The sequence below is a fragment of the Frankia sp. KB5 genome, from assembly GCF_002099325.1.
GTDB lineage: Bacteria > Actinomycetota > Actinomycetes > Frankiales > Frankiaceae > Frankia > Frankia casuarinae.
Map to the genome: position 1 here is coordinate 40,978 of NZ_MRUJ01000074.1, position 20,804 is coordinate 61,781.

Annotated in this window: 21 protein-coding genes and 1 tRNA gene; 13 read left to right on the forward strand and 9 right to left on the reverse strand. The window is 70.0% G+C overall.

The window, feature by feature from the left end; genetic code table 11:
* Positions 1 to 51: 51 nt before the first annotated feature.
* Together KBI5_RS08475 and KBI5_RS08480 are read left to right on the forward strand one after the other, a co-directional pair.
* Complete coding sequence (locus KBI5_RS08475; RefSeq protein WP_011438159.1) at positions 52 to 327, forward strand: hypothetical protein; 276 nt, start codon at positions 52 to 54, stop codon at positions 325 to 327.
* A gap of 318 nt (positions 328 to 645) precedes the next feature.
* On the forward strand, positions 646 to 1,683 hold the full coding sequence (locus KBI5_RS08480) for a PDZ domain-containing protein (RefSeq protein WP_023841368.1): 1,038 nt from the start codon (positions 646 to 648) through the stop codon (positions 1,681 to 1,683).
* A 160-nt stretch (positions 1,684 to 1,843) separates the two neighbouring features.
* On the opposite strand, the gene KBI5_RS08485 is transcribed toward KBI5_RS08480, so the two are convergent.
* The gene (locus tag KBI5_RS08485) at positions 1,844 to 2,350 is read right to left on the reverse strand and encodes a PPA1309 family protein (protein WP_011438157.1); all 507 of its coding nucleotides are present in this window, start codon (positions 2,348 to 2,350) and stop codon (positions 1,844 to 1,846) included.
* Positions 2,351 to 2,452: 102 nt separating this feature from the next.
* Here KBI5_RS08485 and KBI5_RS08490 point away from each other — a divergent pair, with 102 nt between their 5' ends.
* Positions 2,453 to 5,509, forward strand: a complete 3,057-nt coding sequence (locus KBI5_RS08490; RefSeq protein ID WP_085014910.1) for a UPF0182 family protein — start codon at positions 2,453 to 2,455, stop codon at positions 5,507 to 5,509.
* 78 nt (positions 5,510 to 5,587) lie between these two features.
* Positions 5,588 to 5,664: transfer RNA gene (locus KBI5_RS08495), tRNA-Met, on the forward strand.
* Positions 5,665 to 5,946: 282 nt separating this feature from the next.
* Here the strand turns inward: KBI5_RS08495 and KBI5_RS08500 are convergent.
* Together KBI5_RS08500 and KBI5_RS08505 are read right to left on the reverse strand one after the other, a co-directional pair.
* Entirely contained in the window at positions 5,947 to 6,213 is a 267-nt protein-coding gene (locus KBI5_RS08500) for a hypothetical protein (RefSeq protein WP_085014920.1), read from the reverse strand.
* 238 nt (positions 6,214 to 6,451) lie between these two features.
* Positions 6,452 to 6,940 (reverse strand): Lrp/AsnC family transcriptional regulator, encoded by a 489-nt coding sequence (locus KBI5_RS08505; RefSeq protein WP_085014911.1) that lies wholly within the window; start codon positions 6,938 to 6,940, stop codon positions 6,452 to 6,454.
* Positions 6,941 to 7,135: 195 nt separating this feature from the next.
* Here KBI5_RS08505 and KBI5_RS08510 point away from each other — a divergent pair, with 195 nt between their 5' ends.
* The 4 genes from KBI5_RS08510 to KBI5_RS08525 all read left to right on the forward strand — a co-directional run bounded on the left by KBI5_RS08510 (position 7,136) and on the right by KBI5_RS08525 (position 11,882).
* Positions 7,136 to 8,539 (forward strand): aspartate aminotransferase family protein, encoded by a 1,404-nt coding sequence (locus KBI5_RS08510; protein WP_085014912.1) that lies wholly within the window; start codon positions 7,136 to 7,138, stop codon positions 8,537 to 8,539.
* A gap of 31 nt (positions 8,540 to 8,570) precedes the next feature.
* Positions 8,571 to 10,001 (forward strand): gamma-aminobutyraldehyde dehydrogenase, encoded by a 1,431-nt coding sequence (locus KBI5_RS08515; RefSeq protein ID WP_011438152.1) that lies wholly within the window; start codon positions 8,571 to 8,573, stop codon positions 9,999 to 10,001.
* A gap of 251 nt (positions 10,002 to 10,252) precedes the next feature.
* Entirely contained in the window at positions 10,253 to 11,266 is a 1,014-nt protein-coding gene (locus tag KBI5_RS08520) for an alpha/beta fold hydrolase (protein WP_347272485.1), read from the forward strand.
* A 418-nt stretch (positions 11,267 to 11,684) separates the two neighbouring features.
* The gene (locus tag KBI5_RS08525; RefSeq protein ID WP_085014914.1) at positions 11,685 to 11,882 is read left to right on the forward strand and encodes a hypothetical protein; all 198 of its coding nucleotides are present in this window, start codon (positions 11,685 to 11,687) and stop codon (positions 11,880 to 11,882) included.
* 308 nt (positions 11,883 to 12,190) lie between these two features.
* Here KBI5_RS08525 and KBI5_RS08530 read toward each other — a convergent pair whose 3' ends face one another.
* The 5 genes from KBI5_RS08530 to KBI5_RS08550 all read right to left on the reverse strand — a co-directional run bounded on the left by KBI5_RS08530 (position 12,191) and on the right by KBI5_RS08550 (position 17,227).
* Positions 12,191 to 12,910, reverse strand: coding sequence for a glycerophosphodiester phosphodiesterase (locus KBI5_RS08530; protein ID WP_011438149.1), 720 nt, complete (start codon positions 12,908 to 12,910; stop codon positions 12,191 to 12,193).
* The gene (gene hisN, locus KBI5_RS08535; protein WP_035729794.1) at positions 12,907 to 13,752 is read right to left on the reverse strand and encodes a histidinol-phosphatase; all 846 of its coding nucleotides are present in this window, start codon (positions 13,750 to 13,752) and stop codon (positions 12,907 to 12,909) included. The genes KBI5_RS08530 and hisN overlap by 4 nt, the downstream gene beginning before the upstream one ends.
* A 101-nt stretch (positions 13,753 to 13,853) precedes the next feature.
* The gene (gene rsgA / locus KBI5_RS08540) at positions 13,854 to 14,840 is read right to left on the reverse strand and encodes a ribosome small subunit-dependent GTPase A (protein WP_085014915.1); all 987 of its coding nucleotides are present in this window, start codon (positions 14,838 to 14,840) and stop codon (positions 13,854 to 13,856) included.
* 75 nt (positions 14,841 to 14,915) lie between these two features.
* Positions 14,916 to 16,256, reverse strand: coding sequence for a 3-phosphoshikimate 1-carboxyvinyltransferase (aroA, locus tag KBI5_RS08545; RefSeq protein WP_085014916.1), 1,341 nt, complete (start codon positions 16,254 to 16,256; stop codon positions 14,916 to 14,918).
* Between the two features lie 182 nt (positions 16,257 to 16,438).
* Positions 16,439 to 17,227, reverse strand: coding sequence for a methyltransferase domain-containing protein (locus KBI5_RS08550; protein ID WP_085014917.1), 789 nt, complete (start codon positions 17,225 to 17,227; stop codon positions 16,439 to 16,441).
* A gap of 29 nt (positions 17,228 to 17,256) precedes the next feature.
* On the opposite strand from KBI5_RS08550, the gene KBI5_RS08555 reads away from it, so the two are divergent.
* The 3 genes from KBI5_RS08555 to rsrA all read left to right on the forward strand — a co-directional run bounded on the left by KBI5_RS08555 (position 17,257) and on the right by rsrA (position 19,195).
* The gene (locus KBI5_RS08555) at positions 17,257 to 18,042 is read left to right on the forward strand and encodes an alpha/beta family hydrolase (protein ID WP_085014922.1); all 786 of its coding nucleotides are present in this window, start codon (positions 17,257 to 17,259) and stop codon (positions 18,040 to 18,042) included.
* A gap of 62 nt (positions 18,043 to 18,104) precedes the next feature.
* Complete coding sequence (locus tag KBI5_RS08560) at positions 18,105 to 18,914, forward strand: sigma-70 family RNA polymerase sigma factor (RefSeq protein ID WP_241882751.1); 810 nt, start codon at positions 18,105 to 18,107, stop codon at positions 18,912 to 18,914.
* A complete protein-coding gene (gene rsrA / locus KBI5_RS08565) occupies positions 18,911 to 19,195 on the forward strand; it encodes a mycothiol system anti-sigma-R factor (protein WP_011438142.1) in 285 nt (94 codons plus the stop codon). Before KBI5_RS08560 ends, rsrA begins: the two co-directional genes overlap by 4 nt.
* Before the next feature lie 159 nt (positions 19,196 to 19,354).
* Here rsrA and KBI5_RS08570 read toward each other — a convergent pair whose 3' ends face one another.
* Positions 19,355 to 20,062 (reverse strand): DUF5317 domain-containing protein, encoded by a 708-nt coding sequence (locus tag KBI5_RS08570; protein ID WP_241882753.1) that lies wholly within the window; start codon positions 20,060 to 20,062, stop codon positions 19,355 to 19,357.
* Positions 20,063 to 20,219: 157 nt separating this feature from the next.
* Here KBI5_RS08570 and KBI5_RS08575 point away from each other — a divergent pair, with 157 nt between their 5' ends.
* Complete coding sequence (locus KBI5_RS08575) at positions 20,220 to 20,450, forward strand: biotin/lipoyl-binding carrier protein (RefSeq protein ID WP_011438140.1); 231 nt, start codon at positions 20,220 to 20,222, stop codon at positions 20,448 to 20,450.
* Between the two features lie 68 nt (positions 20,451 to 20,518).
* Complete coding sequence (locus KBI5_RS28690) at positions 20,519 to 20,704, forward strand: hypothetical protein (protein ID WP_085014919.1); 186 nt, start codon at positions 20,519 to 20,521, stop codon at positions 20,702 to 20,704.
* Positions 20,705 to 20,804 lie beyond the last annotated feature (100 nt).

Consider the following 20,804-nt stretch of genomic DNA (forward strand, 5'->3'; position numbering starts at 1 on the left):
CCTACGATAGAAATAAGTCATCTTCTTGCCCGTCTCGACGTCGAGGCTCCCATGTGGTTCCTGTTGATCCCCCCCGTCGCCGTGCTCATAACTCTTGCGTGGGTCACCCTACGCAGCCGTCCCGACCGCACCTCCGAAGCCATGATCACGATTGAGGGCTATCGGCGCAGTATGGCCGCGCTGGCCCGACCGATCCCCGCCCAGCACGAGGTTCGTACCGTTACCGCCCTTGACGAACCCGGTCATCCCGGTCATCCCGGGCGGTCCGCCTCGGCCGGGGCGCCGTTGTCCGCGAGACACACGGCGCCGCCGCCCGAGTCCATCTGACCGTTTCCGTCCGGCGGCCGGGGCGTCTCACCGGCCGCCGGACGGCGGTTCAGGACCGAGTGGTCCTTCGAGTCCCTCGGCCGTGCTTTCGATCTCGTTCTTTACTCCCCACCTCCCGGCCCACCTCCCGGCCCGCCGCGCGGCCTTCCGCGCGGCCTTCCGCGCGGCCTTCCGGACTCTGCCACGGCCTTCCGCCGCGCCTTTCGGGCCACCGAATGCCTTTCGGTGTCGATCACCGCAACCCCGGACCGTCGTGGCGAACCTCGGTTCCCGGACGCCGGGACGAGGGTCGTGAGCCCTGATACATAGACTGCGAGCATGGTCCGGCGCACCCAGACCCTCGTGGTCGCGTCGGTACTGGCCTTGGTTCTCGTGGTCGCGGGGCTGTGGATGCCGGTACCGTTCGTCACCTTGGCCCCCGGGCCGGTCACCGACACCCTCGGCAGCGTTGACGGGACGTCCTTGATCACCGTGGACGGCCGGCGGACCTATCCGACCGCCGGCAAGCTCGAACTGACCACGGTCGAGGAGACGCCCCGGCTCAACCTCGTCACCGCGCTGCGGGACTGGTCCGACTCCGACCGGGCGGTGGTCCCCAGCGAGCTGATCAGGCCGCCCGGTTCGAGTCAGGAGCAGATCCAGCAGGAGAACGCGCAGGCGATGCTCGACTCACAGGACCAGGCGACCGCGGCAGCGCTCGCGCAGCTCGGTATCGCGCCCACCGGCCGTTCGGTCGCGGTCGCCGGGGTCCCCACGGGCTCCCCGGCCACCGGCAAGCTGATGCCGGGCGATGTGATCGTGCAGGTCGGTGGGATGGCCGTGGCCAACCAGGAGGAGCTGCGCCGGCAGATCGGGAAGGTGGCTCCGGGTCATCCTGTGACGGTCACCTATCGGCGCGACGGAAAGACGGCCACGGCCACCGTCACGACCCGGGCCGCCACCGACGACCCCGCTCGTGCCATGATCGGTGTCACCACGACGGAGAAGCGGACCTACCCGTTCACGGTTCGTATCCGCATCTCCGATGTCGGCGGGCCGAGTGCCGGGCTGATGTTCGCGATGGGCATCGTGGACCTTCTCACCCCCGGCGCGTTGACCGGAGGAAAGATCATTGCTGGCACCGGGACGATCACCTCCGCCGGTGAGGTGGGACCGATCGGCGGTATCCAGCAGAAGATCCTCGGGGCCAGGGCGTCCGGGGCATCGATCTTCCTGGTCCCCGCGGGGAACTGCGGTGACGCCCGCGCGATCGACTCCGGCGGTCCGCGCCTGGTGAAGGTGGAATCGCTGGCGGGCGCGCTGAAGGCCGTCGACGCCCTCCGGACGAATCCGGCCGCGGCGGTGCCCTCCTGCTGAGCGCGCCCCCAAGCGCGCCCCATCCGCGTGCCATGCGCCATCCGCGTGCCCGGTGGCGCCGTTGTGCCCGGTGGCGCCGTTGTGCCCGGTGGCGCCGTTGTGCCCGGTGGCGCCGGAAGAGGGCGGGCGGCTGCCGTGCGCCGCCGCCCGCCGGGTCGACTCACTGGAAGGTCGCGAGCAGTCCGTCGACGAGGTTGTCGGCCAGATCCGGATCGATGACGAGTTCGTCGTCCCCGCGGACTCGCAGGCAGGACGCGTGCAGCCCGCTGCGGGTGACCCCGACGGCGAGGCGGACGTCCTGGCGTTCGGGATGGTTCGCCGCCCAGTACTCGATCTCGTGATCGGAGTAYGGAGCCTCCTCCTCCGCGCTGGGCGGCAGGACGACAAGCTCGGTGACCAGCACGCATCCGAGCACCTCCGGCGGCCATCCGATCCCCGCCAGCACCTCGTCGAGCCGCCCCACCGGCAGCGGTTCCTGCTCGACCGGGGTCAGCGACCCAGGCGGGGAGTCGCCGATGTGGGGGGCCAGCGCGGGTTCTCGCGCCAGCAGGTCGGCGGTGTCGGCCAGCGCGTAGACCTGGCTGGGCTGATCCCACCCGGAATCGGCGACGTGCCGCTCGACCTCGAGTACGACGGAGGTCAACTCCGTGATGTTCGGGCTGTTCACCGACCCATCCTCTCCGATCTCCCCCAGAGCCCCTGGCGTAGGTTGCCGTACTAGGGCGGTACGCGCCCCGAATCACCGAATCACCGACGCACGGAGGAACCTGTGGCAACCACCAGTCGCCGCCCGGTGCTGACCCGCACCAAGGTGCTCGTGCCGGTGCTGCTTGTCATCGTCCTCGCGATTACGATCATCGCCATCTTCACCCGGCTATACACTGATCTGCTGTTCTACCGCTCGATCGACTTCAGCAGGGTGTTCACCACTGTCCTCTACACCCGGATTTTGCTGTTCGTCCTCTTCGGCGTGGTAATGGCGATCATCGTCKGGACCAACATCGTACTTGCGTACCGGCTACGGCCGCCGCTTCGGCCGTTGTCGACCGAGCAGCAGAACCTGGAACGCTACCGGTCGGTGATCGAGCCGTATATGCTGCTGATCCTGCTCGCGGTCACGACGCTGTTCGGCCTGGCCGCGGGCCTGTCCGCCGCCGGCCAGTGGCGGACGTGGCTGCTGTGGGTGAACGGCGAGTCTTTCGGGACCCCTGATCTGCAGTTTCACCGGGATATCAGCTATTACGCGTTCAGCTATCCCTTCCAGCGGTTCCTGCTCGGCTTCCTGCTGACCGCGGTGCTGCTGTCGTTGCTCGTCACCCTGCTGACCCACTACCTGTTCGGCGGAATCCGGATGCAGACCACGGGGGAACGGGTGACCCCGGCGGCGAAGGCGCACATCTCGGTGCTACTCGGGCTGCTCGCCCTGCTTAAGGCGTGGGCGTACTACCTCGACCGGTTCGGCTCGGTGTTCTCCTCGCGCGGGGTGGGGACCGGTGCGTCCTACACCGATGTGCACGCCGTGCTGCCGGCGAAGCTGATCCTGCTGTTCATCTCGCTGGCCTGCGCGGTGCTGTTCATCTACAACATCTTCCAGCGGGGCTGGACGCTGCCGCTGCTCGGCGCGGGCATCCTTGTCCTGTCCTCGGTGGTGATCGGCGGGATCTACCCGGCGATCGTCCAGCAGTTCCAGGTCCGGCCGAACGAGGCGACCCGCGAGGAGCCCTACATCGCGCGCAACATCGCGGCGACCCGGGCCGCCTACGGCATCCAGGACGTCGAGCCGCAGGACTATGCCGCCAGCACCGACGTCACCGCCCAACAGGTCGCCGCCGACACCGGCACGGTCCCCAACATCCGTCTACTCGACCCCAGCAAACTCTCCCGGACGTTCCAGCAGCTCCAGCAGTTCCGCGGCTACTATGGTTTCCCGCCGACGCTCGACGTCGACCGGTACACCGTCACAGGGGCGGACAAGAAGTCGACGACCCAGGACTACGTGGTATCGGTGCGGGAGCTGAACCAGGCCGGGCTGGGAACGCAGCAGCGCAACTGGATCAACGAGCACCTGACCTATACCCACGGCAAGGGATTTGTCGCGGCGCCGTCGAACACCGTCGACGTGGGGCGCCCCGACTTCGATCACGGCGTGAGCGGTTTCCCGCAGGACGGTACCTTCGGTATCAAGGAGAACCGGGTCTACTTCGGGGAGATGTCGCCGTCGTATTCCATCGTCGGCACCAGGCAGATGGAGATCGATGGGCCGGGGCCGGGAGAAACCCAGGTCACCACGACCTACCAGGGCGACGGTGGGGTCTCGATCGGCTCGACCTTCCGTCGGGCGCTGTTCGCGCTGCGGTTCGGGGAGAAGAACATCCTGCTCTCCGGTGACATCACGAAGAACTCCCGGATCCTGGACGAGCGAAACCCGCGGGACCGGGTGAGCAAGGCAGCGCCCTGGCTCACCCTCGACGGAGACCCGTACCCGGCGATCGTCAATGGCCGGGTGACCTGGATTCTCGATGGTTACACAACCTCCGACGGCTATCCCTACTCCGCCCGGCGCACCCTGGGTGACGTGACCGCCGACTCGGTGACCACCCAGAGTGGCAACCGCACCCGGCAGGCCTCGAACCAGGTCAACTACATCCGTAACTCGGTGAAGGCGACGGTGGACGCCTACAACGGCACCGTCACCCTCTACGCCTGGGACGAGTCCGACCCGGTGCTACGGACCTGGATGAAGGCGTTCCCGGACACGGTGAAGCCGAAGAGTGACATCCCGCCGTCCCTCCGAGCACACTTGCGTTATCCGGAGGACCTGTTCAAGGTCCAGCGCGATCTGATCGGGCAGTACCACATCTCCAACCCGCGGGACTTCTACTCCCAGGAGGACTTCTGGGATGTGTCCGACTCGCCGGATGGAAGCGGGCAACCCCAGCCGCCGTTCTACGTCTACAGCCAGCTTCCCGGGCGCAAAGACCCGTCCTACAACCTCACCTCACCGTTGATCTCCGCCCGGTCCTCGAAGCTCGCGGCGTACATGGCGGTGTCCAGTGACCCCGCCAACTACGGCCGGTTCACCCTGCTCAAACTGCCGGCGGGGAACACGATCAACGGTCCGGTCCAGGTGCAGAACGCCATCGAGGGCAACGGCGACGTGGCCAAACAGCTGTCGCTATGGCGCAGCGGGGGAGCGACCACGATCGAGGGCAACCTGCTGACCCTGCCCCTGGCCGGCGGCCTGCTCTACGTCGAGCCCTACTACGTCCAGGCCAGAGGGAGCACCGGCTACCCGACCCTGCAGGGGGTCGCCACGGCCTTCGGCGACCGCATCGGTTTCGGTGCCTCGCTGGGTGAGGCCCTGGACAAGGTCTTCGGTGCCGGTGCCGGTGCCGCGGCGGCCGGGGCCGGCATCGGGGCCACGACCACGGACGCCGGTCAGGACGGCACGCCGGCTCCCGGATCCGGGCAGGGCGGGGCCGGCGTCCCGCCGCCGGGGCAGACCGCGCTGCAGGACGCCGTGGGCGACGCCGACCGCGCCTACCAGGCGGGGCAGGACGCCCTGCGCAAGAGCCCGCCGGACTTCACCGCCTACGGGAAGGCCCAGAGCGAGCTGGCTGATGCGCTGGGTCGCCTGCGTACTCTGTCGAGTCCGGCGGCGACACCGCCCGCTGCCACGGCGACAYGGGCCGGTGCGTCRGTGTCCGCGTCACCGGTCCCCGCGTCACCGGCAGCCAAACCACCGGCTCCGTCTCCTTCGGCGACCGTGGCCGGCGGCGACACTCCCGGTCCACCGGGGGCCCGGGCCGCCCCGGCGCCCGGCTAGTCCCGAAAGTTCCGAAATTGGGGCCGCCATCGATTTGACAGCCGCCGATGGCGGCCCTGTATAGTGAAGACACACCGACGCGGGGTGGAGCAGCTCGGTAGCTCGCTGGGCTCATAACCCAGAGGTCACAGGTTCAAATCCTGTCCCCGCTACCAGTCGAAAGTACCCTCGGAAAGTTTTTCCGAGGGTACTTTCGCATTTAGGCAGGCATGCATCATTATCACGGGCCGTATCACGGGCCGTTTTCATCGGAATCCGTCCGCTCCTTCCGCCGGTTGGCGACCCGGGTGCCCGGCCGGGATGCGCGCCGACGCCCGGCGGCGCGGGGCCCGGATTGGCGGTCGTCCGAGCCCGGGACGCACAGTGGTGGCCCGGGAGCCGCCCCGGCATGGCGGCCGTCGGCGGCGGGTTCTCCCGCGGCGGGGCCCGTCCCGGGATCAGCGGGGGGTGGTTCCCGGGGTTCGCCACGGGCTTGMCGGACGCACCGCCTCGGCCGCCCGCATCAGCGCTTGGGCCAGCCGGCGGGCCTCGTCCGGATCCAGGTAGGCCGCGGCAAGGGTGTCGAGCATGGGCGCATCCAACCGGAGCAGGATGACCGGAGCCTTCCCGGCGCTCGCCGGTGGCTCGGGACGTACCGTTATCTCCGCCTGCCCGATCCGGGTAACCATAATGCCGTCCTGCGGGTCATGGTGGACCAGCGCCATGTTCACCCCATCGTGTGTCCGGGCCGAGATATTTGACGTTCGTTGCATATGTTGGACTCTTGTTGTGGCCGCTTGGTTGTTCCCGTCGGCGGTACAAACGGTGACACCCCCGAACCGCATGCCCGCCCGCGTCGCCGCGCCCGTCGGCCCGTCGGCAGGTTCTGCGCCCTATCGATGTTCGACCCGGCCCGGCTTCCCCTCCGCGCCCGGYGGCCCGCGCTGTCGGCGTCCGGACGTTTCAGCGTGCTCCCCACGTGTAGGTCTGCTTGACCAGCCGCAGGTAGACGAACGTCTCGGTGGCGAGGACCTGTGGCAGGGCGCGGATCTGCTCGTTGATCAGTTCGAGCAGGTGCTCGTCGTTCTCGGCGACGATCTCCACGATGAGATCGAAGGATCCGGCCGTCAGGACGACGTAATCGACCTCGGGCAGCGCGGCAATCGTGTCGGCGACGACGCGGGTGTCCCCGGTGACCCGCACCCCGATCATCGCCTCCCGGTGGAAGCCCACCCGGAGCGGGTCGGTGACGGCGACGATCTGCATGATGCCGGCGTCGAGTAGACGCTGCACCCGTTGGCGCACGGCCGCCTCGGAGAGCCCGACCRCCGCCGCCATGGCCGCGTAGGACCGCCGGCCGTCCTGCTGCAGCTGCTCGATGATGGCCTTGTTGACATCGTCCAGCAGGGTATCGGAGCTAAGTCRCTGGCCGGGCGACCGTCGCGACTGCACCCGGCGTCCTCCTCGGTCCTCCGTGGCGGTTCCCCACGCCCGTTCACGCTGGCCTGCCCCTGCTGCCATCGTATGGCCGTCGATGAGTGAACTGGGAAGCGATCCTTATCCACGCAATCTTCGACGGATTCCATCGTCAAGCTGCCGATCAGGCTACGCTTTCAGTGGCTGATCGGTGGAAAGGATGCGTGGCTAGTGTCGAATGTGACTGCCTCCGGGAGCGGTGTGACCCGGGTCGTTCCGCGGGCCAGGGTCGCGGAGCTGGCCGCGCGCGAGTCCGCCCGCCTCGACGTCCGCACCCGGGGCTCGGAGGCGCTGCATGCGCGGGCGGTGCGGTCGATGACCTCCGGGGTGCCGTCGTCCTACCAGGTGCGTGATCCCTGGCCGATCTACCTCACCCGCGGTCTCGGGTCGAAGGTCTGGGACGTCGACGGCAACGAATACTCCGACTTCCACAATGGGTTCGGTTCGATGGTGCAGGGGCACGCCCACCCGGCGATCGTGCGGGCCGTGACCGAGCGGGTGGCGCTCGGTACGCACTTCGCGATGCCCACCGAGGACTGCGTGGTGGTCAGCGAGGAGTTGGCCCGCCGCTTCGGCCTGCCGCAGTGGCGCTACGTCAACTCCGGCTCCGAGGCGACGATGGACGCGATCCGCATCGCCCGCGGCGTCACCGGCCGCGACACGATCGTCAAGATCTTCGGTTCGTACCACGGGCACCACGACTACGTGATGGTGTCGATCGGGACCCCGTACGACGACATCGGTCCGGCCGAGAACATGAACTCGTTGGGTTACGGTGCCGGGATCCCCCGGGTGGTCGTCGACCTCACGGTGCCGGTCCCCTTCAACGACGCTCCGGCGATGGAGCGGCGGATCGCCGCGCTCGCCGCCGAGGGACGCCTGCCCGCCTGTGTGATCATGGAGCCGGCGATGATGAACCTCGGCGTCGTCCTGCCGGAGCCCGGTTACCTGGCGGCGGTCCGGGAGATCACCTCCCGGTACGGGGTTATCCTGATCTTCGACGAGGTCAAGACGGGGCTGTGCGTGGCGGCCGGTGGGGCCACCGAGAGGTTCGGCGTGCGTCCGGACCTGGTGACCCTGGCCAAGGCGCTCGGTGGCGGGCTGCCGTCCGGGGCGATCGGCGCGACGGCGGAACYGATGGAGGCCGTGGCCTCGGACCGGGTGAAACAGGTCGGCACGTACAACGGCAACCCGCTGACCATGGCCGCCGCCCGGGCGAGCCTGTTCGAGGTGCTCACTCCCGACGCCTACACCCACCTCGATCGGCTGGGTGGCCGGTTGACCGCCGGCTGCGACGAGATCCTGACCCGGCACGGCATTCCCGGCTACACCGTCGGCATCAGCTCGAAGGGATGCGTGCACTTCACCGATGCCCCGATCCGTGACTACACCTCGTTCATGGCGCACCAGAACGCCGAGTTGCCCGAACTGGCCTGGCTCTACAACGCCAACCGCAACGTCCTCATGGCGCCCGGGCGCGAGGAGGAGTGGACGTTGTCGGTGCAGCACACCGACGCCGATGTCGACCGCTACCTCGACAGCCTCGACCAGATGGCCCGGGACCTCGTCGGCTGAGCCGGCCCGATCCCCCAGGAGGGACAGAGACATGGATGCGATCTTCGCCAATCTCATCGGTGGCGTCTCCACCCCGGCCGTCGATGGCGAGACAATGTCCATCCTGAACCCGTCGACGGCGGACCTGCTGGCGCAGGCACCCCGGTCGGGGCCGGCCGACGTCGACGCGGCCGTGGCGGCCGCGAGCGCGGCGTTCGAGGGCTGGCGGGACACCACGCCCGCGCAGCGGTCCCGGGCATTGCTGCGGGTGGCCGACGCGCTGGAGGACCGGGCCGACGAGGTCGCGGCGGTGGAGAGCGCGAACACCGGCAAACCGCTGCGGCTCACCGTGGACGAGGAGGTCGGGCCGTCCGCCGACCAGATCCGGTTCTTCGCCGGGGCCGCGCGGCTGCTCGAGGGCCGGTCGGCCGGCGAGTACCTGGCGGGGTACACCAGTTATGTCCGCCGCGAGCCCATCGGGGTCTGTGCCCAGGTCACGCCCTGGAACTACCCGCTGATGATGGCGGTCTGGAAGGTCGCGCCGGCGATCGCGGCGGGCAACACCGTCGTGCTCAAGCCCTCCGACACCACCCCGGCGTCCAGCCTGCTGCTTGCCGAGATCGCCGCGGAGTTCCTCCCGCCCGGCGTGCTCAACGTGGTGTGTGGCGATCGTGACACCGGACGCGCGCTGGTGGCCCATCCGGGCCCGGCGATGGTCTCGGTGACCGGCAGCGTGCGGGCCGGGATGGAGATCGCCCGGGCCGCGGCGGACTCCTTGAAGAGGGTGCACCTCGAACTCGGGGGCAAGGCGCCGGTCATCGTCTTCGACGACGTGGATCCGGCGGTGGTGGCGCGGCAGATCGCCGAGGCCGCGTACTTCAACGCCGGCCAGGACTGCACGGCGGCGACCAGGGTGCTGGCCGCGCCGGGCGTCCACGACGAGCTCGCAGCCGCCCTGGCCGAGGCGGCCGGGAAGACCGCGACTGGATCGCCGGAGGAGCCCGACGTCGACTACGGGCCCCTCAACAACGCGGGCCAACTGGCCCGGGTGAGCGGTTTCGTGGAGCGGGCACCTGAACATGCCGAGGTGCTCGCCGGCGGTGCTCCGCTGGACCGGGCGGGCTACTTCTACCCGGCCACGGTCGTCTCGGGTCTGCGCCAGGACGACGAGCTCATCCAGTCCGAGGTGTTCGGCCCGATCATCACGGTGCAGCGGTTTGACTCGGAGGACACCGCGGTCGCCTGGGCCAACGGGGTCGAATACGGCCTGGCCTCCAGCGTCTGGACCCGCGATCACGGCCGGGCCCTGCGGGTCGCCCGCCGGCTGGACTTCGGCTGCGTATGGATCAACACGCACATCCGGCTGGTGGCGGAGATGCCRCACGGTGGGTTCAAGAAGAGCGGGTACGGCAAGGATCTGTCGGTCTACGGCCTGGAGGACTACACCAGGATCAAGCATGTGATGAGCAACATCGAATTCTGACCACCAGGTTCTGACCATCAGGTTCTGACCACCAGGTCAGAAGCGGTCGGGCGCGGGGAGCCGGGTGCGAGTCCCGGGCGGGCTCCCGGGGTAGGCCGTGGAAGTAGGATGGTGTGCTTCGAGCGGGGGCAGGTGGGTGGCGGCGAGTCGCGGGTGGGTGGTGGCGAGTGAGGAAGAATCCAGCCTCGGTCGTGGCATCGGCAGACGGGACGACGAGCACCGGAGGCGGCCGTGCCCATGGCGTGCCCCGGGTGGGCCCGCTGACCTCCCGCTTCGTCACGGTCCACGGGTACCGGCGGTGCTATCTGCGGGCCGGGCGCGGGCCGGTTCTGCTGCTCATCCACGGCATCGGGGACAACGCGCGCACCTGGGCCTCGATCATCCCGAAGTTGGCCCGCCGGCACACCGTCATCGCTCCCGACCTGCTGGGACACGGCGAGTCGGACAAACCGCGCGGTGACTACTCGGTGGCCGGCTACGCGTGCGGCATGCGTGACCTGCTCACCATCCTCGGGGTCGAGCGCGCCACGGTCGTCGGACACTCGCTGGGCGGCGGGGTGGCCATGCAGTTCGCCTACCAGTTCCCGGAGCGCTGCGAGCGGTTGGTGCTGGTCGCCACCGGCGGGGTCGGGCCGCACCTGCATCCCGCGCTGCGGGCGGCGGCCGTGCCCGGAGCCGGGGCGGTGCTTTCCCTGATCGGCATGCCGCCGGTGCGGGTCGCCGGCTGGGCCGGAATGCACGCGCTGCGCCTGCTGCACACCGATCTCGGGCGGGACGCCGACGATCTCCTGAACGTCTTCGACTCGCTGGGCGTACCCACCGCGCGGGCGGCGTTCCTGCGCACGCTACGGTCGGCGGTGGACGGGCGTGGGCAGTCCATCACGATGCTGGACCGGTGCTACCTCGCCGCCGGGATGCCCTCGCTGATCGTCTGGGGTGACCGGGATGCCGTCATCCCGGTTGAGCACGCGTGGATGGCGCACGAGGCGATGCCGGGGAGCCGCTTGGAGATCTTTTCCGGTGCCGGGCATTTCCCCCATCACACTGACCCCGAACGCTTCCGGGCGGTTCTCGAGGATTTTCTGGCGACCACCCGGCCGGCGAGTCACTCCCCGCAGCAGTGGCGGACGATGCTGCGTGAGCACGGCCGCTCGACCAGGACCACGGAAGTGTCCGCGCCCGCCGCCCAGCCGTCGGGCGCGCGTTCGGCCCCGGCGGAAGCCGCGGGTCGTGGCCTCGGTCGTGGCCTCACCCGGAGCCGATAAACGGGCACGGCTGCCGGCCACCGCGGGGCCGGGATCCGCCGTTATACGTTTACCGAGGTGACCCGTCGCATCGGAGTGGACCCGCTATGCATCCACGACCCGGTTGGCCATCCATAGCCATGCCTTGCGGGAAGTCACCCGGCGAGATGCGTCGGTGCCGTTCTCGGCTGAACCGCTCTCGCGGAAGGTCTTCCCGGTCACCGATGGATCCGGCCAGCCGAGGATCAAGGACTCTCGTACCTCTTGGCGTGCCGCCTGTTCGGGCCAGAGTCTTCGCGTGATGCGCTGTCTTCCGGCGCGGGTCTGCATTAACTGGTCGGCACCCGCTATCGTGGAGTTCAACGGGCAGGCCGACGTCAATATGGCCTATCCTTGGTGGCGTAACACCAAAGTCCTCTCAAATCTCGGAGGTCGACCCTTGGCACGCCGTGCACGACTCAGCTGGCCCCAGGAACGGCGCCAGGCGAGTGAGGTAGTTGTCCGTCGGGTCGACCCCRGTCGGGGCTGGACCCTGGAACAGGCTCGTGACCTGCTACGACAGGGATACTCCGTCGAGCATGTGGCGGAACGCACCGGGTTTCCGGAGCAGATGCTGAAAGTCGCCGAGGAGGACTGAGTGCAGCCTCCCGCCATCCCGGTGTCAAGAAAGTGCCACGATGCGCCATCGTCGGCCGCCTGCGCGGGAGTGAGTGTTATCCCTTTCGTGGTCAATCCGCAGGTTCGGGGAACCGATCTTTCCCTGGTGATCGAGGGCGACGCCGGCTATAGCTTGCACGGCGCTATCCTAACCAGCAGTGATATGACGGTGTGCCGGAGTCGCGTCACGCTGCGCACAACTGAATCAACGACTTCGCCTGGTTGACTACCCAATTCGTCTGACCTTGGCGCACCTACGACAGTCGCGTCACCGGGCACCTCTGCTGGCTATGCCCGGGTGGCACCCGTCACGCGTACCAGCCGGCGTAGATGGTCACTGTAGACCGCATCGAGCCCGTAGCCGGCTAGCCGGGTCAGTGTGGTTGTTCGTTGCGCATCCCACCCGAACACGGCGATACCCAGGTCGTGGAGAACACCGACGATGCCGGCCCGTGGTGGGGTCCATTCACGCGCGCGCAGGTTGAGGGCGGTGACTCCGACGGCCCGGAGTTCATCGCCGTACGCGGTCATTCCGCCGCCGGTGACGATGTCGCGGATCGACGTCGAGTTCACCAGCCGGACGTCGTCATCCAGCGGTCGGTATTTCGCGAGGTCCGTGAGCCCGCCGCACAGCCACAGCCGCCTCGCGGCCTCGCCGCCACCGGCCTCGCGGGCGACGGTGACGACGGCCGCCGCCGCGTCCGCCCAGCTGCCCGGCGGGCCCTTCAGATCAAGACTGAACTCGAAGGACGTACCCAGCTGCGCGTAGAACTCCGCGAGGGTTGGCAGCCACCCCGGCAGGCGGTCGGCGGTCAGGTCGGGAATCCGCCGACGCCGCCCGGGCGGGCCGAACACACCGTCATGATGCAGGACCGGAACGCCGTCGGCGGCGAGCCAGACGTCCGACTCCAGCCCACTCGCCCCGCCGGCCAGAGCGCGACGGAACGCGGGCAGGGAGTTCTCCCGCTGGCCGGGGGCGGGAGAACCACGATGCGCAAAACCGATCATGAAGAGCCGTTGAACGACTGCAGCGCGACGTTGTGGAGATGCCCGTTGGTGGTGAGCACCGTGCCGTGTCCCGGCCCCCGGCGCCCGCCCAGGTCGGTGAACCGGCCACCGGCCTCCTCGACGATGACCTGGAGCGCGGCCATGTCCCAGAGCGACACCTCGGGCTCGCAGGCGAGGTCCACGGCGCCCTCGGCGACCATCATGTGCGACCAGAAGTCGCCGTAGGCGCGGGTCCGCCAGACCTGGCCGGCGAGGTGGAGGAACTCCTCCAGCCGGTCGGCGGTCTGCCAGCCCTCGACGGAGGCGAAGGACAAGAAGGCGTCACCCAGGCTGGTGACCGAGGAGACCTTCAGGGCACGGGTGTCGCCGGTGGCGTCGCGAGTGAAGGCGCCGGTGCCCCGGGCTCCCCACCACCGTCGGCTCATCGCCGGGGCGCTCGCGACCCCGACGACCATCTCGCCGTCCACCTCGAGTCCGAGCAGGGTGCCCCAGACGGGCACGCCGCGCACGAAGTTCTTGGTGCCGTCAACGGGGTCCAGGATCCAGCGCCGGCGGGCGCCCGATCCGACGAGACCCTCCTCCTCGCCGAGCACGGCGTCGCCCGGCCGGGCCACGGCGAGCCGTTTGCGGATCATGGACTCGACGGCGGTGTCGGCGTCGGAGACCGGGGTGTTGTCCGGCTTCGACTCGACGTGCAGGTCTACTGCCTGGAATCGGGAAAGAGTGATCCGGTCGGCGGCGTCCGCGAGGCTGAGCGCGAGGGCCAGATCGTCGGCGATGGCGACGGTGTCGGAGTCCGCGGTCGGTTCGATGCTCACGGATGCGGGGTTAGGCGGGGTCACGCCTGCGAGACTACGAGCCGAGCCCCACCGCGCGTCGGTGGTCCCGGGCGCCGGACACCAGGTGGCGGGGTTAGTGTGACCAATCTCCCGATCTATTGCGATCAAGGTGAGGCTCCGCGGGTGCCGAGCAGCCGGCGCAGGCTCGCCAGCCGGGCGGCGTCGGCATGGCCGTCCCGCACCGCCGAGTCCAGGGCGCAGTCGGGGGACGGCGCCAGGTGCTGGCATCCGGGCTGACAGTGCGCGGCGGCCGCGGCGAGGTCCTCGAAGGCGCGCAGCACGCGGTCCGGGGACACCGCGCCGAGCCCGAACGACCGGACACCCGGGGTGTCCACGACAGTGCCCCCCTGGGGCAGCCGCAGTGCGACAGCGGCCGACGAGGTGTGCCGGCCGCGGCCGGTCACGGCGTTGACCTCGCCGATCGCCCGGTCCGCCGCCGGCACCAGCCGGTTCACCAGGGTGGACTTGCCGACCCCGCTGTGCCCGAACAGCACACTGACCCGATTGGTCAGCAGCTCCAGCAGCGCGCGCAGGTCCCCACCGGGGCGCGTGGTCACGACGGAGAGTCCGAGTGGGCGGTACAGGTCCACCAGCGCTGCCGGATCCGCGAGATCCGTCTTGGTCAGGCACAGGACCGGGGAGAGCCCGCCGTCGTAGGCGGCGACCAGGCATCGGTCGATCAGGCCGGGCCGCGGCGGCGGATCGGTGACCGCGCAGACGATGACCAGGACGTCGGCGTTCGCGACGATCGGGCGTTCCACCGGATCGCTGTCGTCGGGGGTGCGCCGCAGGACGCTCGTGCGTTCCTCGCGGCGGACGATGYGCGCCAAGAGGCCCGCCGCCCCGGAGACATCTCCCACGAGGGCCACCCGGTCACCGACTATCACGGAGGTCCGGCGCATCGACCCACCGCGCACGGCCGCGACCAGGCGGTCGGCCATCGCGTCGAGCCGGCAGGTGTACCGGCCGCGGTCGACACCCACTACCACCGCCGCGACCGCCTCGGCATGGTCGGGCCGGTCCCGGGTCCGGGGGCGCGATCCCCGGCTCGGCCGGACCCGGACGTCGTCCTCGTCCAGCTCGCGGGCCATCGGACTAGCCGCCGGCGCCGTCGGTCGGACCCGGGGGGCAGCCGGCCTGGCCCGGGGGGCGTCGCGTCGCGCCGCTCATTGGTCCAGCATCGCCGTCCACATCTCGGGGAAGTCCGGCACCGTCTTGCCGGTCGTCGCGATGTCGTCGATGACGATCCCGGGCACCACGAGGCCGACCACCGCGTAGGCCATCGCCAGCCGATGATCGGCGTGCGGGTCGAGCCGGGCGCCGTGCAGGGGCGCCGGACTGATCGCCAGCCCGTCGTCGGCGACGGTGATCCGTGCGCCCAGGCGACCGAGTTCGAGGGCCAGGGCGGCCAGCCGGTCGGTCTCCTGCAGCCGCAGGTGCGCGATGCCCCGTAGCCGTGACGGCGAGTCGGCGAGCACGGCGAGGGCGGTCAGTATCGGAGCGGCCTCCCCGAAGTCGGACAGATCGACGTCGATCCCGTGGACGGCACCGCCGCCGGTGATCTCCAGGCCCGCCGACGTGCGCCGGGCCGTGCCTCCCATCGCCACCAGCAGATCGGGCAGCAGCCGGCCGGGCTGCTCGGTCGACTCCGGCCAGTCCGGGATCATCACCCGCCCGCCGGTGGCGACCGCCGCCGCGAGGAAGGCCGCCGCGCTGTTCATGTCCGGTTCGATGGTCCGGTCCGCGGCGGTCGGCCGGCCCGGTTCGACGCGCCAGCGCCGGGTGTCCGCCACCGGGCCGGCCGCGGGGGAGCACACGGCGTCGACCTCGACCGTGGCACCGGCGGCCCGTAGATCCGCGACGGTCATGTCCAGGTAGGGAGCCGATGGCAGCCGGGACCCGCGGTGGACGACCGTCACCCCGGTGTCGTAGTGCGGGGAGGCGAGGAGCAGCCCCGAGACAAGCTGGCTGGAGTGGGAGGCATCCACGATCACCTCGCCGCCACGCAGCCGCCCTCGGCCGTGCACGGTGAAGGGCATTCGGTCGCCGTCGATCTCGGCGCCGAGCTCGCGCAGCGCGCCGAGCAGCGGGGTGAGCGGACGCTCGCGCATCCGCGCGTCTCCGTCAAAGACGACGTCGCCGCGGGTCAGCGTGGCCAGTGCCGGGGTGAAGCGCGCCACGGTGCCCGCGTTTCCGCACTCCGCGCGCGCGGTGGGTGCGGCGCTCGGTGTCGGGTGRCCGTGGACGACCCAGTCGGGACCCTCGGTGGATACTTCGATACCCAACGTCCTCAGCACCCCGGCCATCAGCAGGGTGTCGCGGGAGCGCAGCGCACCCCGCAGCCGGGAGGTTCCGTTCGCCAGCGCGGCGAGCACGAGTGCCCGGTTTGTGCCGGACTTCGAGCCGGGCACCGCGACGACGGCCTCGACCGGTTGCCGTGCGAGTGGAGCCGGCCACGGATCGGACTGCGTTCCGGTGGCTTCGCTACCCGTCAGGATGCTCACCATGACAGCATGCCGGACGACGGCCCGGGTCAACCGCGTCCTCGTGACATGCGCCGGCCGACACCTGATTCCCGACACCTGATTCCCGCCGGCCGGCACGGGGACGAGGCCCGGCTTCTGGGAATCGCGGCCGTCCTCGAACGCCTCGCCCCCTGGCCCGCGTGGACCGACCGCCGCGCCGGATCTTAGGCGGACCGGCGGGCCGAGGCGATGAGATGGATGCCGATGGACTCACCCTCACGCTCGGCGGAGAGTTCCACCTCCGTGCGTACCAGGGTGGGGAAGCACGAGACGTCCTCGGCGACCGCGCGCTTGACCGCCTCCGCGGAGAGCACGGTGCGCGGGCGGATCCAGTCCACGTCGAGCCCTGCGCTGGTCAGCAGTGCCCGAAGTTCCTCGGGCCAGAAACACCGGGTGATCGTTCCGTCTTCCGCCGGCACGAGTACCACGTCCGCCCGCGGGACGTCGGACAGCTCCGCCCAGCGGTGCTGTTCGGCGAGCCGGGCGAGTCCGAGCAGCAGGGAGTCGACGCAGAGCAGCAGCTGGCCGCCCGGCCGCAGCATCCGATGGATCTCCTCCAGGATGGTCTCGGTGGCGAGGCAGAACGACAGCGCCCGAGCCTCGGCGAGGACGGCGTCAAAGGAACCGGGAGCGAACCAGTCCAGCGAGCGGGCGTCTCCCACCACCGGCAGAAGCGTTCCGGGACCGCTTGCCGGATCGGGCGGCAGGGCGCTGGTGACCACCCGGACGACCTGATGGCCGGTGCTCACCATCTGGCGGGCGAAGCGGGCCCGCGGGCCGGAGACGTCGAGCACCCGCGCGGGCCGGGACGGCAGCCATTCGCGGAGCTGGACCGCCGCGACCTCTTCGTAGAACGCCCAGTATGGGTCGTCACTGTTGGCTGGAGCCTCGCAGACCAGGGTGTTCGCTCGTCCGCGAGACGGACCCGGATCGGCGTCGGGGCCAGGCGGCATGAAACGTTCCTACCCTTCGAGGGGCGATGATGCGAGGTAAGTCACACACTCAAGGCGGAAGTCTGACAGATTCCAGGCTCGACCACGCCGTGTCCTTCCCTGTTCGCGCGGATAGATGCGCACCGGATTCGCCGTCCACCGCCGCCGACCCCGGGCAGGTCCCGGGTGATGGACCGCCCACAGCTGTGGACGGCGGACGGCTGCTGGTGGTTCCCGRCACGGCGGAGTCGACGGTGCTCTTCCTGCACGGAGCCGGGACTGGCACGGACACGCCGCTTTTCGTCCAACTTGCGGCATATCTCACCTCTGTCGGGGTGCAGGTGGYGCGGCTGGAGATGCCGTACCGCGTCGCCGGGCGGCGGGCGCCGGACCGGCCGGCCCGGCTCGACGCGGTCGCGATCGCCGCGGTCGAGGCGCTGGGCCCGCCGCGCCCGTTGGCCTTCGCCGGCGCCTCGATGGGATCGCGGGTGGCTATGCGGGTCGCGGCCGGGCTCGAGGCGTGCGGCGTGCTCGCCCTCGGCTTCCCGCTCCAGCCACCGGGAACCACGCCGGCAGGCAGAACCAGGCCGTCGCGGCAGGACGAACTCGACGGCGCGGGCGTCCCGGTGCTCGTCGTCCAGGGTGAGCGGGACTCCTTCGGGCGACCGCGGCCCGATCCGGAACTCGGCCGCGAGATCCATCTCGTCGCGGGAGCCGACCACTCCTTCCAGACCCGCCGACGGGATGCGCGTCCGCCCGGCGAGGCCGTGGCCGAAGCGGCCCGGGTCGGCGCATTCTGGCTGCGGGGCCGGCTGCGGGAATCATCCGCGGGCTGATCCGGTTGTGCGGGCAGTCAGCCGACAGCTAACCGGCAGCCAGACGACGTCACGGAGGCTTCATGACTCCTGGGAGCAGCACCGGCCGGCGGCGGTCCGCGCAGGCGCGGACCGCCGCCGGCCGGCCTTTGCCGAGCGTTGCGCCGATGCGCGCTCCGGCTTTGGCCGGGGTATCGTCCGCTCTGGAAGGACGGTCGCGTGTCGCCCGGTCAGGTGTGGTGGACGCGGGGTGGGCCGCCGGGGAGCATGACGGTGAGGAAGTGATCCTGGTCGACGAGACCACCGAGGAGCGAGGCGCCCGTTTCGAGCAGGACGCCCTTCCCTACCTCGACCAGCTGTATGCGGCAGCCCTGCGCATGACCCGTAATCCCGCCGACGCGGAGGATCTCGTGCAGGAGACCTTCGTCAAGGCGTTCGCGGCCTTCCACCAGTTTCAGGCGGGCACGAATCTCAAGGCCTGGCTCTACCGGATTCTGACGAACACGTTCATCAACACGTACCGCAAGCGGCAGCGCCAGCCGTTGCAGAGCCCCACCGAGCAGGTGGAGGACTGGCAGCTCGCCGAGGCGGGGTCGCATACGTCCAGTGGGCTCAAGAGCGCGGAGACCGAGGCGTTGGAACACCTGCCGGACAGTGACATCAAGGACGCCCTGCAGGCCCTGCCCGAGGACTTCCGCATGGCGGTGTACCTCGCCGACGTCGAGGGCTTCGCCTACAAGGAGATCGCGGAGATCATGGGTACGCCGATTGGGACCGTGATGTCCCGGTTGCACCGCGGTCGCCGGGGTCTGCGGAAGTCCCTGGAGAAGTACGCCTTGGACCGTGGGCTCGTGGCGRYCGGTTCCGCCGACGGCGAGGGCGGTGCGTCGTGAGCTGCGGCGGTCCACACGAGATCGATTGCCGGAAAGTRCTCGACGCGGTTTTTCTGTATCTCGACGGTGAGTGTGAGGGCGGGCAGCAGAATCTGATTCGGGCCCACCTTGACGAATGCTCCCCCTGCCTGCGCGAGTTCGGGGTGGAGCACGAGGTGAAGATGCTCGTCGCCCGTAAGTGCGGCGGGGAGCGTGCGCCCGAGTCGCTGCGGGCGAGCCTGCTCGCCCGGCTGCGGGCCGCCCGGGTGGAGATCGACGCCGCCGAGTACCGGCCGGAGTAGCTGGGGCCCGCCGGAGTAGCTGGGGCCGGGCGGAGTATCGGGCAGCCCGGGGGCGGGCCGTGGCTGCCACGGCCCGCCGGGTGGCTCAGGTGTTCGGGCGCTTGCCGTGGTTGGCCTTGTTCTTCGCCCGTGCGCGCCGCTTGCGCTTCTTCTTCGCCATCAGGAATCTCCCTCCGTTCTGCTTCGACGTGCAGTCATCGTGCCAGTCCGCACCGACGGGAGGTGACCGGCGGGTCCGTCGAGGCCGTCGTCCTCGTCGGCGTCGCCGAACCCATCCGGTGAGCCATCGCCGAGGTTCCCCTGGGCCGGAGACTGTACCGCCCTGGCGTGGCGGCGGGCCTGCAACGTGCGCCACACCCGCACGGGGGCCAGCGCTCCGAACAGTCCCAGCGCCGCGGCGATCGCCACGTCGCCGACGCTGACGACCGCGGGCGTCCAGGGCAGGGGCAGCGGGATGATGTCACTGAGCAGGCGCAGGACCGTACCATCCCCGGCCGGCGTGTGAAATGCCGAGGTCAAGATGTCGGAAATCGGTACACCGGCGCGGTCGGCCCCCCACCGCGACACCGGCATCTGGCCGCCGTTCGCGGTGATGACGGCGGCGTTGGAGATGAGACCGGTGACCAGGAGACCGAGTCCGGGCAGGCGGTTGTTCGCGCTGGCGAACAGGGCTGTGACCACGGCGGCCGCGATCCACGCCGGGCTGTGCAGGGCGGGCACGAGTCGGCCGATCGCGAGCACCAGGACCGCCGCGGCGAGCAGCCATGGTCGGGAGACATCGATGCGGGCGAGGGCGCCGAGAGTTCCGCCGCGGGCGAGGCCGACGCCCAGACCGCATAGCAGGGTCAGCACCAGAAGTACGAGCACATGCGTAGTGTGCGGTGTTATGAGCGACAGTCCCAGCACCGGGCGGTCGCGTCGCCCCAGCGTGCCGGCCCGGATACATCCGGGGCCCAGGGACGTTGGTCGGACAGCCTCGGCGCACTACGCTCWTGCCAGATTCACCGCCGCTGAAGGGAGCCTGATGGCCGAGGAAGTCCGCGCTGAGATGGTGGCCAACGTCTGGAAGGTCGTCGTCGGTGTGGGAGACCCGGTGAGCGCCGGTGACGCCCTGGTGATCCTCGACTCGATGAAGATGGAGATCCCCGTGATCAGCGAGGACGGCGGGACGGTCGCCCGGATCGCGGTGCAGGAGGGCGACGTCGTCCAGGACGGTGACCTGATCGCCGTGGTCGAGCCRCTCCCCGCCGCCTGATCGTCCTTGTTCGGCGGGGTAGCGGCTGAGAGATCCGATGCCTCGGGCGATGTCCTAAGCTGCCCATTATGGACGCCGCGTTTTGTGACCGTTGCGGTCAGTTGGCCAGTGTGGGCAGCCACGAGGCCTGCCTGCGGGCCCGCGAGCTGGAGCCACCCCGCTACTGTCGAGCCTGCCGGCGGCGGATGGTCGTCCAGGTCACCCCGGTGGGTTGGTCGGCCCGGTGCGCGGAGCATGGGCTGCTCTCGGTCTGAGCTCGCCGACCCCGCCGGGCGTGGGCGAGGAGGAGGGTGACGTCGTCGTCGTAGCCGTCGTTGCCGTCGTTGCGGTTGAGGAGGGTCAGTAGCCGGTCCG